The following is a 16,218-nucleotide window of genomic DNA, read 5'->3' as shown; positions in this document are numbered from 1 at the left end:
CGGCGCGTGGCCATGAGGTGCGTTCATGGCTGAGCAACCTCCCGAAACGCATCGCTTCGTCGATGACTACCTGCCGGCGCTGCTGGCGCAGGCCAGCCAGCTGATCTCCTCGGAGTTCCACGAGGTGGCGCGGCAGCAAGGCTTCTCTGTTTCCGAGTGGCGCGTGATGGCGTCGCTTGCCGGCAGCGAGCCGATCAGCATCGGTCAGCTTGCGCAAGTGACGGTGACCAAGCAGCCCACGGTCACGCGCCTGCTGGACCGCATGGAAGCGCGCGGACAGGTCGAGCGGCTGCCCCATGAGAGTGATCGCCGCATCACGCTGGTGCGCATCACGCGCAAGGGCTTGAAGGCGGTGGAGCACCTGATGGAACTGGCGCGCGACCACGAGCGGCGCGTGCTCGAACCCTTCGGCCTGCGCCGTGCCGAAGAACTCAAGCAGACCCTGCGGCAGATGATCGATCTGCACGTGCATGTGCCGGTCGAGGAGCCGGAGGAAGACTAGGGCACGAGCACGGCGCGGCCCCGATGGCCGCGCTGCGCGATCCACTCGAGAGCCGCGGCGGCATCGGCAAGCGCGAAGCTGCGCACGTCGAGTTGCAAACGGCCATCGGCCAGGCGTGCCAGCAACCCGGGCACGGCCGCACGGCCAGCGGCCTCGCGCCTGAACATGTTGAGCGGCAGCAGCGCCACGTCGCGCTGCAGAAAGTGCGCGATGTCCAGCTGCAGCATGGGGCCTGCCGTGTAGCCGATGAGCACGGCGCGGCCACCGGGCCGCACGGCGGGCAGCACCGCCGAAAGGACGCTTCCTCCGACCGTGTCGATCAACAGGTCCGCACATGCGACAGGTGGAGGCTCGGCATCCGGATCGACCGCCGTCACGGTGCAGCCGGCTTCGATGGCCAGCTGGACGGCCAGCGAGCCCACGGCACCGCTTGCGCCTGTCACCAGCACCTGTTCGCCGGCCTGCAGCCTCGCGACTTCATGCAGCGCCACCCATGCCGATGTGGTGGGCGAAAAGAACGCAGCGCCGAGGGGCATCGGCAATGCATCGGGCAGCGTGCCGAGTGCTTCGTCGGGCGCATCGATCAGCTCGCACCAGGTGCCGTCGAACAAGGTCCCCAGGCCGCTGCCGCGCAGCCAGACGCGTTGGCCTTCGGCGTAGCGTTCGCTCGCGACAACGATGCCGGCGGCTTCCACGCCCGGCGTGTACGGCAGCGGTGGATGCCGCAGGAAACTGCCGCGCCACACGGTGCGGTCGATGTGGCCGACCGTGGCCGCCTGCATGCGCACGATGGTCCGGCCAGGCCTGTGCACCGGGTCTGGCACCTCTTCCAGCGCGGGCACCGCATCGAAACCGTGGATGCGAACGGCCTTCATGGCAGCGTGGAGAGAAAGTCGAGCACCGTGCGTGCGAAGGCCTCTGGCATCTGGTCGGGCAAGGGAACCATGCCGCCTTCGATGTCGACGATGCGCGCCCGCGGCAAGTGGTGCTGCAGCTCTGCCGCATGCGGAGCAGCGAACGGGTCGTGGGTTGCTCGGATGATGAACGCGGGTTGCGTCACGCGGCCGATGCAGTCTTCCATGCGATACGACGCGACGGCGCGATGGCCCTCTTCAACCCGATGGCCGACCTTCAACGCATCGAGCACGAAGGCCTCGAGCAGATCGGGTCGGTCGGGCGGATAGAAGCCCTGCCGCTTTTGCCACAGTGCCGCGAGATGGCTGCCGTCCTGGCTCGGCGCCACCTCGTCGATGGGCGGCCGCTCTGCCCTTGCGCGGCGAAAGGCTTCGTCGGTGTACGGCGTGGACGACAGCACCAGGCCGCGCACGCGATCGGGAAAGGCGGCCGCGAGTTCGATGGCCACGACGCCGCCGGTGTGGTGGCCCACAACATCGGCGCGCGCGACGCCCAGTGCCTCAAGCAGTTCGCACGCCACGCGCGCCCATTGCTCGATGCTCGCCGGCACGCCGCCGTCAGCGGAATCGCCGAAGCCCGCGGTGTCCATTGCGACGGCCCGATAGCGCGCACCGATCAATGGAAGTACCGCGCGATATTCAGCCCAACTGCGCGGCGACTGGTGCAGCAGCAACACGGCCGGCGCATCCGCATCGCCGCACGTCGCGTAGTGCACCTGCCCCACCGACAGGTCGGCAAAGGCGCGGCGGATGGTCATGACAGCGTCTCGTCGGCCGGCGCGCGCCACAGGCCCGCATGCTTTAGTTCGCCGAGCGTGCGCGAGAGCACGTCGCGGCGGTAGGCGGCGATGTCGCGGCCCTCATAGCTGTAGAAGCCGCTGCCGGTCTTGAGGCCGAGCCGCCCTTCTTCCACCATGCGATCGACGATGGCGGGCGCGGTGTAGCGCCCCTTGTCGATCGAGGCCGACATTTCTCGGCTGGCATGGTGCAGGATGTCGCAGCCGCCGAAGTCGATGAACTCGACCACGCCGAGCGCAGCGAAGCGCAGGCCCAAGCCGTAGCGCGTGGCCTTGTCGATCTCCTCGGCGGTGGCGGCGCCCTCCTCGATCATGCGGGCGGCCTCGTTCATCACCAACGCCTGGAGGCGCGGCACGATGTAGCCCGGCGATGCGCCGCAGACCACGGGCAGCTTGCCGATCTGTTCCATCAACGACTTGGTGCGTGCGAGCACGGCCACATCGGTGCCGGGGTGGCAGCTGAGTTCGACCACCGGAATCACATACGCCGGGTTGAGCCAGTGCATGTTGAGGAAGCGCTCGGGGAGCCGCACGAGTGCCGCGAGCTGCGTGACCAGAATGCTGCTGGTGGTGGAGGTGAGGATCGCGTCGTCGCGGCAATGCCGGTTGATCTGCTCGAACGCCTCGCGCTTGGCCTCCATGGTTTCGGGCACGCCTTCGAACACCAGCTCTGCTGCGCCCAAAGCCTGCGGTGCTTCAGCGGCGTTCACCAGGCTCACCCGTTCGGCGATGGCCTGTATCTGCTTTGCATCGATCACGCCGAGTTGCGCCAGGCCCGCAAGGCTTGCTTCAATCTCGGCCCGGGCCTCGCCCTGCAGGCGCTGCCAGGCTTCGTCGGTGCGCCGGCGAAGATCGATCAACGAGATGCGGTGGCCGGCGTAGGCGAACGCAATCGCGATGCCGCGCCCCATGCGGCCGGCGCCTACGGCCGCGAAGCGAGGCAGCGGCGCGCCTTCATTCGCCATCGTGCAGCCTTTGCTTGAGCTGCGCCGCGCTCAGGCCGGCAAGGCCCAGGCTTTCGAAGGTGCGCGGGCCTTGGCGCAGGTCGCGGCCGAGAAATCCGCCCACGATGGCAAGCAACCCGTGTGCAATGGGCGCGTCCACGCCCGCATGGCGCGCGGCAGAGGCCAGGAAGGCAAGCCCGAGTTCGGTGTCTTCGGTGATGTAGCGGTGCGTATGCAGATCGATGTTCTCGCGCCAGTCGCCGGACTTGACGAGCTGCTTGTGCGCATCGCCGTACATCCACTGGTCGTTGTTGTAGTGGTCGGCCAGCGGATAGTGCGGCGCACTGTGCCCGAAGGCCTCGCGCACGGCCATGCGCTCGCGGTCGAGCCGGTCGGTCACATCGCGCACCGCACGCTGGGTGCCTTCGTTGTGGATGTCCCAGCGCTCGAAGTGCTGCAGCGGCGCGGCGTTCATCACCATGAGTGGCGGATGGATGACCGGACCGGCATTCATGAGCGCGCCCGACAGCGCATCGCCGCAGCCGTGCACGGCGGGATAGGCCTTGCGGATCACTTCGATCGCCTCGGCTTCCTTGCGGGCCGGATAGACGCCCGTCGGCAGGCGGATGGCGCGGATGGTGACGTTCACTTCGCGCTCGCCGTGCTTGCGCGCGAGGTAGGGCAGCGTGCCGGTCTCGGCCCAGGCCACGTCGGCACGGCTGCCCGCCTCTTTCACCATTCGCGCCATCACGTAGCTGCCGAAGGTGCCGGGCGGCAGAAAGACGACCTGACCGTCGACGAGATGCGGCGCCATGGCCAGCGCGATGTCGTGCTGTGCAATGGCGGGCGTGGGAAGAACGATCAGCTCGGCGCCCTTCAGCGCCGCGGCGATGTCGGCGGTGGCGAGTGCGAGCGGCACCTCGCGCGTGCCGTCGGCATCCTTCAGCGTGATGGCGCCGGCTTGCACCACCGCTTCGAGCGCCGCTGCATCGCGGCGCCACAGGCGCACCTCATGGCCGGCTTCGGACAGGTCGGCGGCGGCCGCGTAGGCGCCATGACCACCACCAAGAATCGCAATTTTCATATTCGAGATTTGAAAAGCAGATGTCGATGAACCGGCAGCCGCGGTACGGACCGGGGAAGCAATGCCTTATTACATTACTTTTCATCTGTTCATGTGTCAACCAAATTTCGCGCCTGTCGCCTCCACGGAAACCCGCAATGAAAAAGCCCGCGCTTCTTGCGAAGCGCGGGCTTTCTTTTGGGGCAAAACGACCGGTCGGCCGCTCTGGAATGGATCAGCGCGTAGGCTTGAACGCACGCTTTTGTGCGTCGCGGGGCACAAAGACCTTGCCCGGGCCGCCATGGCCTGCGCCATTGCCGCGTGGAGCAAAACCTTCGCGGGGTGCAAAGCCTTCGCGCGGCGCGAAACCGCCGTCGCCGCGGCCACCACCGTGACCATGACCATGGCCGCCGCGCGGGGCGCTGTCGCCCCAGCCTGGCTTGCGGCCATAACCACCGCCGCCACCATTGCCACCGTCGTCACGGCCGCCGCCAAAGCCGGCGTTGTTGCCGCCCTGGAAGCCGCGCGGGCCTTGGCCCTGCGCCGGACCACGCGAGTTGCGGTCGTTGAAACCGCTGGCGCCGGCATAGCCGCCGCCGTTGTTGCCGCGGTAGCCACCGCCGCCGCCCGCACCGCCGTTGCCGAACTTGCGGTCGCGCGACTGGTTGTCGCCGCGGCCGCCGCGGTACTCGCCCATGGGCGGACGCGATTGCGGCATGCGCTGTTGCGGCTCGAGGCCTGCAACCACTTCAGCCTTGAACTGCTGGCGGCTGTATTGCTCGATGTCCATGATCTTGCGGCGATCGCGGAACTCGGCAAACGTGATGGCCAGGCCGTCGCGGCCTGCACGGCCGGTGCGGCCGATGCGGTGGGTGTAGTCCTCGGCCTTCATCGGCAGGCCGAAGTTGAAGACGTGGGTGATGGTCGGCACGTCGATGCCGCGGGCGGCAACGTCGGTGGCCACCAGGATCTGGACCTGGCCCTGGCGCAGCGCCATCAGGCGGCGGTTGCGCAGGCCCTGGCTCAGGGCGCCGTGCAGCGCCACGGCGCTGAAGCCTTCTTGCTGCAGGTCGTTGGCGAGGCCGTCGCACTCGACTTGCGTGCTGGCGAACACGATGGCCTGGTTGATGCTGGTGTCGCGCAGCCAGTGGTCGAGCAGCTTGCGCTTGTGCTGGCTGTTGTCGGCCCAGTACAGCGATTGCTTGATGTTGGCGTGCTTCTCTTGCGGGCTGTCGATGGTGATGCGCTGCGGCTCGCGCATGACGCGCTGGGCCAGCTGCTGGATGCGCGGCGCGAAGGTGGCGCTGAACATCATGGTCTGCTGGCGCTCGATGGTGAGCTGGTTCACTTCAGCCAAGTCGTCCGAGAAGCCGAGGTCGAGCATGCGGTCTGCTTCGTCGACCACCAGGAACTTGACCTGGTCGAGCTTGAGCTGCGACGAGCGCTGCAGGTCGAGCAGGCGGCCGGGGGTGGCGACCACGAGGTCGGCGTTCTGCAGCTTGGCGATTTGCAACTGGTAAGGCATGCCGCCCACCACGTTGGCAACGCGGAGGCCCCGGCAATGGCGAACCAGCTCGATAGCGTCGTGCGCAACCTGCTGCGCGAGCTCGCGCGTGGGGCACAGGATCAGGGCGCCAGGGGTGGCGGCCTTGAAATGGCGGGCGTTGGTCGGGTCCTTGCGCTTCGGCTTCTTGGGCACGGCCTCGCCGCGGGCAGCGGCTTCAGCGGCCAGGCGCTGGAACTCGGCCTTGGCTTCGGCTTCGGCTTCGGCCTGGCGCTTGAGCAGCGTGTGCAGCACGGGCAGCAGGAAGGCGGCGGTCTTGCCCGAGCCGGTCTGGCTCGAGACCATCAGGTCGACGAAGCGGGCCTTGCCGTCCTGGCCGGCTTCACCGGCCATGGCGAGCGGAATCACCTTGTCTTGCACGGTGGTGGGCTGGGTAAAGCCCAGGTCGGCCACGGCGGCGATCAGTTCAGGCGCAAGGCCGAGCTTGATGAAGCCGTTGGGAATGCGGGCTTCTTCGGCCACGGCCGCTTCGGGAGCGGCGGCGTCGAGCGCCTCGAGAATCGGCGCTTCGGACATGGTGTCCGCGGCAGCGACAAATTCGTTGTTGTTGGTGGATTGCACAGGCGCGAACTCGCCCTGCGCTTCAAAAGCGTCGGTCATGTGAATATCAATCTCAAACGCGAGCGCTGCCGTAGGCGGCGCCCCGTTGGTGGTTAAAAACATCAACCATCCAACGACATTCAACTTCTGGCTTTCGCCGGAGGCTGCGGCCCTTTTTGATCAGCGGATGCGATCGGGCGCGGTGTGCAAGATAGGGAGATGCAAGAGACGCTGAACGGAAAACCCCGATCAGCGAAGCCCTCGATTATGACACGGCTCGGGGTTTTTACCTAATCCGTTAATTTCAAGAAGGTTTCCCGGTAGTGCGCGAGCTCCTCGATGGATTCGTGCACGTCGGCCAGCGCAGTGTGCGCCTGCTGCTTCTTGAAGGCGCTGTAGGCGGCGGGTTTCCAGCGCTTGGCCAGCTCTTTCAGGGTGCTGACGTCGAGGTTGCGGTAGTGAAAGTACGCCTCCAGCTTGGGCATGAACTTGACCAGGAAACGCCGGTCCTGGCCAATGGTGTTGCCGCACATCGGCGAGCCGCTCCGGGGAACGTATTTGGCAATGAATTCGAGCAGTTGCTGCTCGGCCGCGGCTTCGTCGAGCGTGGAGGCCTTCACCTTGTCGATCAAGCCGCTTCGGCCATGCGTGCCCTTGTTCCAGGCGTCCATGGCGTCGAGCACGGCATCGCTCTGGTGAATGACCAGCACCGGGCCGTCGATGCGGGGGGTGAGATCGGGGCCGGTCACGACCACGGCGATCTCGAGCAGGCGCTCTTTCTCGGGGTCGAGGCCGCTCATTTCGCAGTCGAGCCAGACCAGGTTCTGGTCGCTTTTCTTCAGGACCGGCGGGGTCGTGACGATCGTGGGGTCAAGGGATTCGGGCATTGCAGGATTGTCGTCGAAGGCCTGCGCCGGCCGGACCCGAGGGCTAAACTCGACGCTCCATGTCCTATTCGCTCATCTTCACCACTGCCTTCGCGGCTGCACTGGTCCTTGGCTTGCTCGTGAAGTTCTGGCTCGCATCGCGGCAAGTGCGCCATGTCGCACGGCATCGTGGCGCCGTGCCGGCCGCTTTCGAGCACAAGATCACGCTTGCCGCCCACCAGAAGGCTGCCGACTACACCATCGCCAAGGCCCGCTTCGGCATGGTCGAGATGGCGTGGGGAGCGGCACTGCTGCTGGGCTGGACGCTGCTGGGCGGCCTCGACGTGCTCAACAAGCTGCTTCTCGCCTGGCTGGGCGGCGGCATGGTGCAGCAGCTGGCCCTGCTGGCGGCCTTCGCGGTGATCGGCGGGCTGCTCGAACTGCCCTTCACGCTCTGGCAGACCTTCAGGCTCGAAGAGCGCTTTGGCTTCAACAAGATGACGTTCGGCCTCTGGCTGCGCGACACCGTCGTCTCCACGCTGATCGGCGCGGCCATCGGGTTGCCGATTGCGGCGCTGATCCTGTGGATCATGGGCGCTGCCGGCACCCTGTGGTGGCTCTGGGCCTGGGTAGCCTGGATGGGATTCAACCTGCTGCTGATGATCGTCTACCCGATGTTCATCGCACCGCTCTACAACAAGTTCAAGCCGCTCGACGATCCCACCGTCAAGGAACGCGTCACTGCGCTGATGGCACGCTGCGGCTTTCGCGCCAAGGGGCTGTTCGTCATGGACGGCAGCCGGCGCAGCGCACATGCCAACGCCTACTTCACGGGCTTTGGCGCGAGCAAGCGGGTGGTGTTCTACGACACGCTGCTGCGTCAGCTGAACGCGGCCGAGATGGAGGCGGTGCTCGCGCACGAGCTCGGCCATTTCAAGCACCGCCACATCGTGAAGCGGCTTGCAGCAATGTTCGCGCTGAGCCTCGCGGGCTTCGCGCTGCTGGGCTGGGTGTCGACCCAGGTGTGGTTCTACACCGGGCTCGGCGTGCAGCCGAACATGACGCCCACGGCGCCGAACAATGCGCTCGCGCTGCTGCTGTTCATGCTTGCGGTGCCTGTGTTCGGCTTCTTCGTCGCTCCCCTGCCCGCCCGGCTTTCGCGCAAGCACGAGTTCGAGGCCGACGCCTATGCCGTGGCGCAGACCAGCAGCGCCGACCTGTCGGCCGCACTGCTCAAGCTCTACCAGGACAATGCATCGACGCTCACGCCCGACCCGGTGTTCGTCAAGTTCTACTATTCCCACCCTCCGGCCTCCGAGCGCCTTGCGCGCATGACGGCGGCCTGAACCACGATATTTCTCCCCGGAAGCCGAGCCCATGAGCAGCATGTTCAAGCCCAAAGACTGGAAAGCCATTCCACGCCACGCACTGAGCGCCACCGAGATCGTTTCCGGCCTGGCCAAGCTCGACGGCTGGAAGCTCACCGGAGACGGCGCCGACGTCGCCATCGAGAAGACCTTTACCTTCGCCAACTACTTCGAGACCATCGCCTTCGTGAACGCGCTGGCCTTCATCGCCCATACCCAAGACCATCACCCGGACCTGTCGGTGCACTACAACCGTTGCGTCGTGCGGTTCAACACGCACGACGTGGGCGGACTCTCGGTCACCGACTTCGATTGCGCACGCCAAGCCGACGCCCTCGTGGCCAGCCCGGCGCCGTGATGAGGAAACCCGCCGTTGGCTAAGCCGCCCCGCACACTCCCCAAGGGAGGCGGCACATCCGCACGCGTTCTTCACGACGGGCTGGTCATTGCAAGCCACGGACGGCATTGCCTGGTCGAAACACCCGCGGGCGACCGCCTGATCTGCCATCCACGCGGCAAGAAGAGCCAGGCCGTGGTCGGCGACCGAGTGCGCTGGCAAGCGACCGAAGACGAAGGCACCATCGAAGAGGTGGTTCCGCGCCGCAATCTCTTCTATCGACAGGACGAGATCCGCACCAAGTCGTTTGCGGCCAATCTCGACCATGTGCTGATCTTGATCGCGGCGGAGCCGGAGTTCTCCGAGCACCAGTTGGCGCGCGCGCTCATCGCCGCCGAAGCCGAACACATTACCCCGATCATCGCGCTCAACAAGAGCGACCTGGCGGAGCCCTTCGAGCGCGCCTGGAGCAAGCTTGCGCCCTATCGCCGCATGCACCATGGCGTGCTGCCGCTGTCGCTCAAGGCGTCCGCCGAGGCCGACTACGCATCGCTCATGAAATTGCTGGCGGGCAAGAGCACGCTGGTGCTGGGGCCCTCGGGCGCCGGCAAGAGCACGCTCATCAACCTGCTGGTGCCGGGTGCCACGGCATTGACCGGCGAGATCTCGCAGGCGCTGAATTCAGGCAAGCACACCACCACGAGCACCACGTGGTACTGGGTGGACGAAGCGCGCACCACCGGCCTCATCGACTCGCCGGGCTTTCAGGAATTCGGGCTGAACCACATCGAGCCGATGCAGCTCGCGAGCTTGATGCCGGACATTGCCGAGCACGCGAACGACTGCAAGTTCTACAACTGCACCCACCTGCACGAGCCAGGCTGCGGCGTGATCGCGAATGTCGATTCACCCGCCAAGCCGGGGCCGATCAGCGCCACGCGCTACAAGATCTACGGCGAGCTCTTCGCCGAGCTGAGCCAGCCGCGCTACTGAAGGCGCACCGAGCTTGGCGCTCACGACCTGTCCAGGATTTCCTGCAGCCGCTGCACCAGCACGCTGCATTGCTCCCGCGAGCCGATGCTGATGCGCAGGTACTGCGCAATGCGCGGCTGCCTGAAATGCCGCACCAGCACCGCACGCTCGCGCAGCAGCGCCGCCAGTTCGGCAGCATCGCGCTCCGGATGCCGCGCAAACACGAAGTTGGCCTGAGAAGGCAAGACTTCGAAGCCCAGGTCCTCGAGCTGCAGGCTGAGCCCCTCGCGGGTATCGACGATCTTGTCGCGCGTGGACTCGAACCACGCTTCATCTTCTATGGCCGCTACGGCGCCCGCGACTGCAAGCCGATCGAGCGGGTAGGAATTGAAACTGTCCTTCACGCGCACGAGCGCGTCGATCAGGTGCGCCTGACCGCAGGCAAAGCCGACGCGCAAGCCGGCCAGCGAGCGCGACTTGGACAAGGTCTGCACCACCAGCAGGTTCGGATATTTGCCGACGAGCGGCAACGCGCTCTCGCCGCCGAAATCGACATACGCCTCGTCTACCAGCACCACGCGCTCCGGGCACGCCTCGAGCAGCTGCTCGATGCGCGCGAGCGGCAGCCCGATGCCGGTGGGCGCATTGGGATTGGCGATGACCAGGCCTGCGCAGCCGCGGCGGGCTCTGGCTGCCATGGCATCGACATCGATGCGCAGGCCTTCGTCGACCGGCAGCAATTCGCAGTCGATGCCGTAAAGCCGCGCGTAGACCCGATAGAAGCTGTAGCTCACATCGGGCATCAGCAGCGGCTCGGCTTGTTGAAAGAAAGCGAAGAAGGCGTGCGCCAGTACTTCGTCCGAACCGTTGCCCGCAAAGACCTGATCGGCCTGCAGGCCGTGCCGCCGCGCAACTGCTTCACGCAGCGCGAGGGAGGTGGGATCGGGATAGCGCTCCAGGCCGTTCGCCGCCGCCTGCTGTATCGCTTCAACGGCGAGCGGCGACGGAGGGTACGGGTTCTCGTTGGTGTTGAGCTTGACGAGGTTTTCGATGCGCGGCTGCTCGCCGGGCACATAGGGTTCGAGCGCGCCGATGCGCGGGCTCCAGAAGGCCGGCACTGCAATGGTCATGGCGTTTCCGGCCGCTCAGCCGAGCAGGCGAGCCAGGGTGAGCAAGGCCAGCAGCACCATCCACATCACGACCGAGCGCCAGACCAGGCCGACCACGCTGCGCAGATGGCCCGGCTCGGGCTCACGGCCCGGCGTGCTGCCGCTGTCGGGCCGGCGGCCATCGGCCATCGAATCGCCGGCTTGCGCACGCGGCAAAGGGTCGGTCACCGGAATCGGGCTCAACGCGCCGCCGCCCAGGCGCACATTCACGGCGCCCGAGGTCGCCGCAAGAATCACTCCGTCGTTCTCGCTCCGAAAACGCCGCGCGTCGTTGCGCCAGCAGTCGATCGCTTCTTCAAAGCTGCCGACCACGGCAAAGCCCAGCGCGGTGATCCGCGCGGGCAGCCAGTCGATGGCATGCCAGGCGCGATCGGCAGCGCGCTGCACCGAAACACTCGAAGGCTGCACCGCCGCGCCGTTCTTGTGCATCCAGTAGCGCGACACGAATTCGCTCATGCGATAGAACACCGCGCCGGCCGGGCCGAGCCCCAAGGCCGCGAGTATCGAGAACCACGCCAGCACGCCGAACACATGGCGATGCGCCGCAATCACCGAATGCTCGATCACATGCCGCACGATTTCGCTGCGCGGCAGCTCCGCCGCATCAACGCCTTGCCAGTGAGCCAGCAGCGAGCGCGCGAGCGGCTCGTCGCCTTCGTCGAGCGCATCGCGAATGTCCGTGAAGTGATGACTGAACTGCCGGAACCCGAGCGTGACGTAGAGCACGGCAATGCCCCAGAGCACCGCAAAAGGCAGCCCCAGCGTGTACACCAGCAGCAAGTGAATGCCCAGCGTCAACAGTGTGGGCACTAGCACCGCGAGGCCCCAGGCGACCCATCCGTGATGCGGCTTTCCGGCGTCGAAGTTGCGGCTTGTCCAGCGGGTCCATGCCAGCACGCCGCCATACACCGGGTTGTGGGGGGCGAGCGGCCGCACCTGCTCGATCAGCAACGCACACAGGATGGCAAAGAAGCTCATCCTTCGATGATAGCGAGAGCGCCCGGCGATCTCGGTTCAGGCCAGGGTCAGGCGGCGAGAAAGCGATAGAGGTTGCGCAGCATGCCGGCCGTGGCGCCCCACACGAAGCGCTCTTCGGCGCCGTCCTGGTAAGGCATCGAGTACCACTCGCGCCGCGTGCCGTCCGGTGCGGGCACAGTGTGGCGGCGGTGATTGGCCGGGTCCATGAGCCAGGCCAGCGGCACTTCGAAGGCCAATGCCACTTCGTAGGGATTGATGGTGAGTTCGAAGTCCGGCTTCACCAGCGCGACCACGGGTGTCACGACGAACGAGGTAACGGTCGTGTAAGTCGGAAGGCTTCCGAGCACCTCGATGAAGTGGGCCGACAAGCCCACTTCTTCCCAGGCTTCGCGCAACGCAGCCGCCGCGACGTTCGCGTCTTCCGGATCGACGCGGCCGCCTGGAAATGCGACCTGCCCCGAATGATTCGACAGATGCGCCGTGCGCTCCGTCAGCAGCACGGCCGCGCCTTCCGGGCGCTGCACGATGGGCACCAGCACGGCCGCCTGCGCCGGGGCGCGGTCGGTCAGGCGCGGCTCGCGACGAAGCTCGGGCGTCCACTCCGGCGGCGTGGCAAAGCGCCTGCGCAGGGCATCGGGCGTCAGCTGTGCGGGTTCGACGGCAGGCAGGCCGTCAGGACCGCCGACCACAGGCGCCTTGCGCGGATCGATCGGCAGCAGCGTGGGCGGCACCACGGCATTGACGGGTTCGACGGGGGCAAATTGCATGGGGGCGGTGGAGTCGGTCAAGTGCTGTAGTTTCAGTGAAGGAGTAGAGCTTAAAAAAGCGGCGCTGTCTTTTTACGGAAAGCCCGCAAGAAGCATGCACGGCGCAACAACGCAAAAAGCCGCCAGAGCGGCGGCTTTTTGCAAGGCAGAAGGCAGTGCTTACTTGGCAGCCTGCGACTTGCCCGGCAGCTTTTCCTTGATGCGCGCCGAACGGCCGCTGCGGTCGCGCAGGTAGTACAGCTTGGCGCGGCGAACGTCGCCGCGGCGCTTGATTTCGATGCCGGCGATCAGAGGGCTGTAGGTTTGGAACGTACGCTCCACGCCTTCGCCGCTGGAGATCTTGCGCACCGTGAAGCCGCTGTTGAGGCCGCGATTGCGCTTGGCGATCACAACGCCTTCGTAGGCCTGCACGCGCTTGCGGGTGCCTTCGACGACGTTCACGCTGACGATGACCGTGTCACCGGGCATGAAATCGGGGATCTTCTTGCCGAGGCGGGCGATTTCTTCCTGCTCGAGGGTTTCGATGAGGTTCATGATTTCCTGATATTCGATCGTGCTCGCGCTACACAAAAGGCGCCGTTGGTTTCATTGCCGTGCCCACCCGTGGGTGAACAATGAAAGCCGGGCGCGGCCGGGCAGAGGATCGGGGAACCCAAGATTATAGCTTTTTTTTCAGCGCCGTCTCATCGGCTTTGCTCAGACGGCCCGCAGCGCGCGCCGCGGCAATCAGGTCGGGACGCCGGGCGGCCGTAATCGCCAGCCGCTGGTCGCGCCGCCAGCGCTCGATCTGCACGTGGTGCCCCGAGAGCAGCGGCGCCGGCACGCCCTGCCCGTTCCACTGCTCGGGCCGGGTGTAGTGGGGGCAGTCGAGCAGACCGTCGAGCGCCGGATTGAAGCTGTCCTGCACGTGGCTGGCTTCGTCGCCCAGCACACCAGGCTGCAGGCGGGCCACAGCGTCGAGCAGCGCCATGGCTGCAATTTCGCCGCCCGAAAGAATGAAATCGCCGAGGCTGATCTGGTGCGTGACGCGCGTGTCGATGAAGCGCTGGTCAATGCCTTCGTAGCGGCCGCAGACAAGCACCGCACCTTCGCTGGCGGACCAGCGCTCGACTGCTTCATGCCTAAGCGCCTCGCCGATGGGAGAAAACAACACCACCGGCGCTTGCGCCCCGCGCGCGGCCAGCGCCGCGTCGAGGCAGGCGGAAAGCGGCTCCGCCATCATCACCATGCCCGGTCCGCCGCCGAAGGGGCGGTCGTCCACACGCTTGTAGTTGCCTTGTGCGAAGTCGCGCGGGTTCCACAGCACGACCTCGACCTGCTTGGACTCGTAGGCGCGGCGCGTCACGCCGCTGGCCATCAAGGGCGCGAACAGTTCGGGGAAGAGCGTGAGGACGTCGAAGCGCATGCGCGCAGGGCCCGAATCGGCGGAATCAGAAATCGGGCTGCCAGTCGACCGTGATCAGCCGGCCAGCCAGGTCGACCTTGTCGACGAAGACCGAGACGAAGGGCACCATGCGCTCGATGGTCTTGCCGTCTTCTTCGGCCGTGAGCACCAGCGTGGTCTGCGGGCCGGTGGCGAGCAGCTCACGCACCCTGCCGAGCGTGACGCCTTCGCGATTGACCACCGAAAGGCCGATCAGGTCGACCCAGTAGTACTCGTCGTCGCCCGCCGTCGGAAAGCTCGAGCGCGGCACGAACACGCGCGCACCGCGCAGCGCCTCGGCCGCATTGCGGTCAGGCACGTCTTCGGACGATGCGACGATGCAGTCGGAATGTTCTTTGGCTTCGCGGATTGCGAGCCGGAAAGCTGCGGTTGCCGAGGCTCCGGGGGCCTGCAGGAACCAGCGCTTGGAAGAAAAAAGCGCCTCGGGCTGGGCGCTGTGGGGTAGGACCTTGAACCAGCCCTTGATGCCCCATGCATCGGCGATGCGTCCTACCTCGATCGCATCCGCCGGCAATTCGGCGGCTTCGAGTGCGGGCAACATCGCCGTGCCGGGTAGCTTAGGCTGCCGCCTTGGGGGCCGCGGCAGCGGCTTGCTTGATCAGGCGCAGGACCGTGGGCGAAGCTTGTGCGCCGACGCTCTTCCAGTAAGCCAGGCGATCCTGGGCAATACGGATGCTTTCTTCGTTTTCCTTGGCGATCGGGTTGTAGAAACCCAGGCGCTCGATGAAACGGCCATCGCGGCGAACGCGCTTGTCCGACACGACGATGTTGAAGAACGGACGGCCTTTGGAGCCGCCGCGGGAGAGTCGAATGACGACCATGATTTATCCTTGGGTGGTGCAGCAAGCCCGTTTTCTAAACAAGAAGCCCGCTCACAGTGTTCTTTCAACGTCGAGACACGCGACATGGCCACCCGGCCAGCGACACGCTGAAAAGCCTGCGATTATAGCCCGACCTGCGTTTTCTCCGAACTCCGGCCTTTGCGCCGTTTGCTTGCGACCTGCATGACCCTCACCATCCGCCCCAGCCGCGACGAAGACATCGCGGCCATCACGGCCATCTATGCCCACCACGTGCTGAACGGCACCGGCACCTTTGAAACCGAAGCCCCCTCTGCCGCCGACATGGCTGCGCGGCGTGCCGATGTGCTCGGCAAGAACCTGCCCTACCTTGTTGCCGAAGAAAATGGAGAAGTGTTGGGTTTTGCCTACTGCAACTGGTTCAAACCGCGCCCGGCCTACCGGTTTTCGGCGGAAGACTCGATCTACATGTCCGAAGCCGCGCGCGGCAAGGGCCTTGGCGCGCAGCTCCTGGCCGCCCTTTCACAGGCCGCCGAAGCGGTCGGCGTCCGCAAGCTGATCGCGGTCATCGGCGATTCGGCCAATGCAGGCTCCGTCGGCGTGCACCGCCGCAACGGTTTCACGCACGTGGGCGTGCTCAAGGACTGCGGCTGGAAGTTCGGCGAGTGGCGCGATGTGGTCCTGATGGAAAAAGTGCTCGGTGAAGGCAGCACCACCAAACCCGAATGAAAAACAAAACCGTTGCCGCCTGGCTCTCTTTCCTCGGCGGCCCGTTGGGCCTGCACCGCTTCTACCTGCGCGGCATGGGCGACTGGCTCGGCTGGCTGCTGCCCATTCCCACGGCGCTGGGCCTCTACGGCATGGAGCGCGTGCGCATGTACGGCGTGGACGACGGCTGGAGCTGGGTGCTGATTCCGCTGCTGGGCTTCACCATTGCGGGCTGCGCGTTGATGGCCATCATCTATGGCCTTATGACGCCCGAGAAGTGGAACGCCCGCTTCAACGCCGGCGCGCCGCCGGATGCCGAGCCGGGCCGCACGAGCTGGGCCACCATCGGCGCGGTGGTGCTTGCGCTCTTCTTCGGCAGCACCGTGCTCATGGCCAGCATCGTGTTCAGCTTTCAGCGCTACTTCGAACACCAGGTCGAAGAAGGCCGGAAGATTTCGCAGTAGCTGGCGCGCGCCAGCTCTGCCG

General features: G+C 66.1%; 19 protein-coding genes. 6 read left to right on the top strand and 13 right to left on the bottom strand.

Features of this window, described 5'->3' with window-relative positions; all coding sequences use genetic code 11:
- Positions 1-25 precede the first annotated feature (25 nt).
- Positions 26-502, top strand: coding sequence for a MarR family winged helix-turn-helix transcriptional regulator (locus tag V9K97_RS07350; RefSeq protein WP_126749203.1), 477 nt, complete (start codon positions 26-28; stop codon positions 500-502).
- Here V9K97_RS07350 and V9K97_RS07345 read toward each other — a convergent pair.
- The 6 genes from V9K97_RS07345 to orn form a co-directional block, all read right to left on the bottom strand.
- Positions 499-1,377, bottom strand: a complete 879-nt coding sequence (locus tag V9K97_RS07345; protein WP_337317260.1) for a quinone oxidoreductase family protein — start codon at positions 1,375-1,377, stop codon at positions 499-501. The two genes, V9K97_RS07350 and V9K97_RS07345, sit on opposite strands and share 4 nt — an antisense overlap.
- A complete protein-coding gene (locus tag V9K97_RS07340; protein ID WP_337317258.1) occupies positions 1,374-2,174 on the bottom strand; it encodes an alpha/beta fold hydrolase in 801 nt (266 codons plus the stop codon). Before V9K97_RS07340 ends, V9K97_RS07345 begins: the two co-directional genes overlap by 4 nt.
- Positions 2,171-3,178, bottom strand: a complete 1,008-nt coding sequence (locus tag V9K97_RS07335; protein ID WP_337317256.1) for a 3-hydroxybutyryl-CoA dehydrogenase — start codon at positions 3,176-3,178, stop codon at positions 2,171-2,173. The genes V9K97_RS07340 and V9K97_RS07335 overlap by 4 nt, the downstream gene beginning before the upstream one ends.
- The gene (locus V9K97_RS07330) at positions 3,168-4,241 is read right to left on the bottom strand and encodes an NAD/NADP octopine/nopaline dehydrogenase family protein (RefSeq protein ID WP_337317254.1); all 1,074 of its coding nucleotides are present in this window, start codon (positions 4,239-4,241) and stop codon (positions 3,168-3,170) included. The genes V9K97_RS07335 and V9K97_RS07330 overlap by 11 nt, the downstream gene beginning before the upstream one ends.
- Before the next feature lie 214 nt (positions 4,242-4,455).
- Positions 4,456-6,384 (bottom strand): DEAD/DEAH box helicase, encoded by a 1,929-nt coding sequence (locus V9K97_RS07325; protein WP_337309166.1) that lies wholly within the window; start codon positions 6,382-6,384, stop codon positions 4,456-4,458.
- 230 nt (positions 6,385-6,614) lie between these two features.
- Positions 6,615-7,211 carry an oligoribonuclease gene (gene orn, locus V9K97_RS07320; RefSeq protein ID WP_258504864.1) on the bottom strand — a complete coding sequence of 199 codons (597 nt, stop codon included), beginning with the start codon at positions 7,209-7,211 and terminating at the stop codon, positions 6,615-6,617.
- A 59-nt stretch (positions 7,212-7,270) separates the two neighbouring features.
- On the opposite strand from orn, the gene V9K97_RS07315 reads away from it, so the two are divergent.
- From V9K97_RS07315 to rsgA, 3 genes are read left to right on the top strand one after another with little or no spacing between them, the layout of a single operon-like run.
- Positions 7,271-8,536, top strand: coding sequence for a M48 family metallopeptidase (locus V9K97_RS07315; RefSeq protein ID WP_337317252.1), 1,266 nt, complete (start codon positions 7,271-7,273; stop codon positions 8,534-8,536).
- Positions 8,537-8,567: 31 nt separating this feature from the next.
- Positions 8,568-8,915 (top strand): 4a-hydroxytetrahydrobiopterin dehydratase, encoded by a 348-nt coding sequence (locus V9K97_RS07310; RefSeq protein WP_258504861.1) that lies wholly within the window; start codon positions 8,568-8,570, stop codon positions 8,913-8,915.
- A 15-nt stretch (positions 8,916-8,930) separates the two neighbouring features.
- Positions 8,931-9,887 (top strand): ribosome small subunit-dependent GTPase A, encoded by a 957-nt coding sequence (rsgA, locus tag V9K97_RS07305; RefSeq protein ID WP_337317250.1) that lies wholly within the window; start codon positions 8,931-8,933, stop codon positions 9,885-9,887.
- Positions 9,888-9,907: 20 nt separating this feature from the next.
- Here the strand turns inward: rsgA and hisC are convergent, their stop codons facing one another.
- The 7 genes from hisC to rpsP all read right to left on the bottom strand — a co-directional run bounded on the left by hisC (position 9,908) and on the right by rpsP (position 15,045).
- Entirely contained in the window at positions 9,908-10,996 is a 1,089-nt protein-coding gene (hisC, locus tag V9K97_RS07300; RefSeq protein WP_337317248.1) for a histidinol-phosphate transaminase, read from the bottom strand.
- A 15-nt stretch (positions 10,997-11,011) separates the two neighbouring features.
- Positions 11,012-12,013, bottom strand: a complete 1,002-nt coding sequence (locus V9K97_RS07295; protein WP_337317246.1) for a CobD/CbiB family protein — start codon at positions 12,011-12,013, stop codon at positions 11,012-11,014.
- Between the two features lie 47 nt (positions 12,014-12,060).
- Positions 12,061-12,780 carry a CoA pyrophosphatase gene (locus V9K97_RS07290; protein WP_258504854.1) on the bottom strand — a complete coding sequence of 240 codons (720 nt, stop codon included), beginning with the start codon at positions 12,778-12,780 and terminating at the stop codon, positions 12,061-12,063.
- A gap of 159 nt (positions 12,781-12,939) precedes the next feature.
- Positions 12,940-13,314 carry a 50S ribosomal protein L19 gene (rplS, locus tag V9K97_RS07285; RefSeq protein ID WP_126749215.1) on the bottom strand — a complete coding sequence of 125 codons (375 nt, stop codon included), beginning with the start codon at positions 13,312-13,314 and terminating at the stop codon, positions 12,940-12,942.
- A gap of 124 nt (positions 13,315-13,438) precedes the next feature.
- Positions 13,439-14,185, bottom strand: a complete 747-nt coding sequence (gene trmD / locus V9K97_RS07280; RefSeq protein ID WP_258504852.1) for a tRNA (guanosine(37)-N1)-methyltransferase TrmD — start codon at positions 14,183-14,185, stop codon at positions 13,439-13,441.
- Between the two features lie 25 nt (positions 14,186-14,210).
- Positions 14,211-14,765, bottom strand: coding sequence for a ribosome maturation factor RimM (rimM, locus tag V9K97_RS07275; RefSeq protein WP_337317244.1), 555 nt, complete (start codon positions 14,763-14,765; stop codon positions 14,211-14,213).
- 16 nt (positions 14,766-14,781) lie between these two features.
- On the bottom strand, positions 14,782-15,045 hold the full coding sequence (gene rpsP, locus V9K97_RS07270) for a 30S ribosomal protein S16 (RefSeq protein ID WP_028259818.1): 264 nt from the start codon (positions 15,043-15,045) through the stop codon (positions 14,782-14,784).
- Positions 15,046-15,228: 183 nt separating this feature from the next.
- Between rpsP and V9K97_RS07265 the strand changes: the two genes are divergently transcribed.
- Both V9K97_RS07265 and V9K97_RS07260 read left to right on the top strand, forming a co-directional pair.
- Complete coding sequence (locus V9K97_RS07265; protein WP_337317242.1) at positions 15,229-15,753, top strand: GNAT family N-acetyltransferase; 525 nt, start codon at positions 15,229-15,231, stop codon at positions 15,751-15,753.
- The gene (locus V9K97_RS07260; RefSeq protein WP_258504847.1) at positions 15,750-16,196 is read left to right on the top strand and encodes a TM2 domain-containing protein; all 447 of its coding nucleotides are present in this window, start codon (positions 15,750-15,752) and stop codon (positions 16,194-16,196) included. Before V9K97_RS07265 ends, V9K97_RS07260 begins: the two co-directional genes overlap by 4 nt.
- Positions 16,197-16,218: the final 22 nt, after the last annotated feature.

Source organism: Variovorax sp. CCNWLW186 (genome assembly GCF_037203865.1).
In the GTDB taxonomy this organism is placed as follows: Bacteria; Pseudomonadota; Gammaproteobacteria; order Burkholderiales; family Burkholderiaceae_C; genus Variovorax.
Note: the sequence above shows the minus strand (reverse complement) of the source record. Positions and strands in the feature narration are given on the sequence as shown.